The organism is Bradyrhizobium sp. P5_C11_2, assembly GCF_054049755.1.
This window is the reverse complement of sequence record NZ_JBFULT010001077.1, coordinates 1-1,076: the sequence shown is the minus strand read 5'-3', so window position 1 is coordinate 1,076 and position 1,076 is coordinate 1. Positions and strand designations below refer to the sequence as shown.

1 protein-coding gene and 1 pseudogene are annotated in these 1,076 nt (G+C 66.1%); both read left to right on the top strand.

Features of this window, described 5'->3' with window-relative positions:
* Nucleotides 1-349, top strand: a pseudogene (metX, locus tag ACXJL8_RS41790) (homoserine O-acetyltransferase); the annotation flags it as partial.
* Nucleotides 350-351: 2 nt separating this feature from the next.
* Entirely contained in the window at nt 352-1,014 is a 663-nt protein-coding gene (gene metW, locus ACXJL8_RS41785) for a methionine biosynthesis protein MetW (RefSeq protein ID WP_456617327.1), read from the top strand.
* Nucleotides 1,015-1,076: the final 62 nt, after the last annotated feature.

Sequence of the window (1,076 nt, the reverse complement as noted above, 5' to 3'; positions counted from 1 at the left end):
GTCCTTCGTCGAGCGCTTCGATGCCAACTCCTATCTCTATCTGACCCGCGCGATGGATTACTTCGACATCGCCGGCGACCATGGCGGCGTGCTGGCAAAGGCGTTCGCCGGCATCCAGACCCGCTTCTGCGTGGTCTCCTTCACCAGCGACTGGCTGTTTCCGACCTCGGAATCGCGCGCGCTGGTGCATGCGCTGAATGCGTCCAGCGCACGGGTGTCGTTCGCCGAGATCGAGACCGATCGCGGCCACGACGCCTTCCTGCTCGACGTCCCCGAATTCTTCGACATCTCCCGCGCCTTCCTGCAATCGGCCGGCAAGGCGCGCGGACTCAGCGGCAAGGACGGCTAGCGATGTCGGTGCAAGAAGTGCTGCCGCTGGGTGGCGTCGCGGCCGGACAGTCCGGCCAGTTTCGCGCCGACCATCTGCTGGTCGCCGGGATGGTCAAGCCCGGCTCGAAAGTGCTCGACGTCGGCTGCGGCGACGGCGACCTGCTTCAGCTCCTGGAGACCCGCGGCATCGACGGGCGCGGCATCGAGCTGTCGCGCGAAGGCGTCAACCGCTGCGTCGCCAAGGGGCTCGCGGTGGTGCAGGGCGACGCCGACACCGACCTGATCAACTATCCGGACGACGCTTTCGACTATGTGATCCTGTCGCAGACGCTGCAGGCGACGCGCCAGCCCAAGGTCGTGCTGGAGAACCTCTTGCGCATCGGCCGCCGCGCCATCGTGTCGTTCCCGAATTTCGGCTTCTGGAAGATGCGGCTTCAGCTCCTGGTCGGCGGCCACATGCCGCGCACCGAGAATCTGCCGGCAAGCTGGTACGACACCGCCAACATCCATTTCTGCACCATCAAGGATTTCGTCGAGCTCTGCGACGCCATCCACGTCAAGATGGAGCGCGCCGAGGCGCTCGACCTCTACGGCCGTCCGCTCCGGCTGCGGCTGCCCTGGTGGGTGTGGAATCTGTTCGGCGAGCAGGGGGTGTTCTTGCTCACGCGCGGGCAGGGGAAGTGACGCCGTAGGCGTCATTCCGGGGCGGCACGAAGTGCCGAACCCGGAATCTCGAGGTTCCGGGT